The sequence below is a fragment of the Rhodococcus sp. T7 genome (genome assembly GCF_009872365.1).
GTDB lineage: Bacteria > Actinomycetota > Actinomycetes > Mycobacteriales > Mycobacteriaceae > Rhodococcus_F.
This window is the reverse complement of record NZ_WXYH01000195.1, coordinates 1-1,920: the sequence shown is the minus strand read 5'-3', so window position 1 is coordinate 1,920 and position 1,920 is coordinate 1. Positions and strand designations below refer to the sequence as shown.

Genomic DNA, 1,920 nt, shown 5'->3' with positions numbered 1-1,920 from the left:
CGGTCCTCCATCAGGGCGACGTCGTGGATGTCGGGGACCTTGGAGCAGCCGACGCCGGCGTCGATCCACCGGACCACGTACCCGAGGATGGACTGGCAGTTGTTGTCGAGTTCCTCCTGCTTCTGCTCCTCGGTCCAGTCGGTGTTGGGGGCGAGGGGGATGGTGAGGATCTGCTCGAGGGTGGCCCGCGGGACCCCCTCGAGCCGGTCCTGGACGGCGAACACGTCGACCTGGTGGTAGTGGGTGGCGTGCAGGGTCGCCCCGGTCGGCGACGGCACCCACGCGGTGTTCGCGCCGGCCTTGGGGTGGCCGATCTTCTGCTCGAGCATCTCGGCCATCAATTCGGTCATCGCCCACATGCCCTTGCCGATCTGCGCCTTGCCCTGCAGCCCGGCGGCGAGGCCGGTGTCGACGTTCCAGTCCTCGTAGGCGGTGATCCAGGTCTGCTGTTTCATCTCGGCCTTGCGGATCATCGGCCCGGCCTCCATCGAGGTGTGGATCTCGTCGCCGGTGCGGTCGAGGAACCCGGTGTTGATGAACACCACCCGCTCCCGGGCCTCGTGGATGCAGGCGGCGAGGTTGACGGTGGTGCGCCGTTCCTCGTCCATGATCCCCACCTTCACCGTGTTGGCGGGCAGGTTCAGGACCTGCTCGACGCGGCCGAACAGTTCGGTGGTGAACGCGACCTCGTCGGGGCCGTGCTGTTTGGGTTTGACGATGTAGATCGACCCGGTGCGGGAGTTGTCCAGCGGCCCCGACGCCTCCGACCTACTGAGCCCGTGGATGGCGCAGAGGGAGGTGAGGAGGGCGTCGAGGATGCCCTCGGGGACCTCGGTGCCGTCCGGGTGCAGGATCGCCGGGGTGGTCATCAGGTGGCCGACGTTGCGGACGAACAGCAGCGACCGCCCGTGCAACGTGAGGTCCGACCCGTCGGGGGCGGTGTAGGTGCGGTCCGGGTTCAGCCGGCGGGTGAAGGCCTGGCCGCCCTTGGTCATCTCCTCGGTCAGATCACCGCGGTTGAGGCCGAGCCAGTTGCGGTAGCCGATGACCTTGTCGTCGGCGTCGACGGCGGCGACGGAGTCCTCGAAGTCCATGATGGTGGTGACCGCGGATTCGAGGACGACGTCCTTGATCCCGGCCCGGTCCGTGGACCCGATCGGGGAGGTGGGGTCGATCTGGATGTCGGCGTGCAGGCCGTGGTTGCGCAGCAGCACGCTGGTGGGGGTGGCCGGGTCGCCGAGGTAGCCGACGAACTTTTCGGGGTCGGTGAGGGCGGTGACGGTGCCGTCGGCCAACTCCACCCGCAGCGTGTCCCCGTCAATGCGGTAGCGGACCGCGTCGGCGTGCGAGCCGCCGGCGAGGGGGGCGGCGGTGTCGAGGAACATCCGGGCCCAGGCGATGACCCTGTCGCCGCGGACCCGGTTGTAGGAGGTGCCCGGCTGCGCGCCGCCGTCCTCGGGAATGGCGTTGGTGCCGTACAGGGCGTCGTACAGCGACCCCCACCGGGCGTTGGAGGCGTTCAGGGCGAAGCGGGCGTTGAGGACCGGGACCACCAGCTGCGGGCCGGCGGTCGAGGTGATCTCGGTGTCCACGTTCGCCGTGGACACCTCGAACGGGGCCGGGGCGGGCACCAGGTAGCCGATGGAGGTCAGGAACTGCCGGTACTCGGCCGGGTCGGGGGTGCCGGGGTGGTCGCGGTGCCACCGGTCGATCTGCGCCTGCAGCTCGTCGCGGGTGGCGAGCAGGGCCCGGTTCTTCGGTGCCAGGTCCTCGAACACCTTCACCGCACCCGACCAGAAACCGTCGACGTCGATCCCGGTCCCCGGCAACGCCTCCTCGTTCACGAAGTCGTAGAGCACCTTCGCGACCTGCAGACCGCCGACCTCAACACGCTCAGTCATGAAATGACTCACCTTCCGC

At 69.0% G+C, this 1,920-nt stretch carries 1 protein-coding gene; it reads right to left on the bottom strand.

Going from position 1 to position 1,920, the window contains the following annotated elements:
- On the bottom strand, positions 1 to 1,901 hold a 1,901-nt coding region (locus MLGJGCBP_RS18960; protein WP_160097569.1), incomplete at its 3' end, for a malate synthase G.
- Positions 1,902 to 1,920 lie beyond the last annotated feature (19 nt).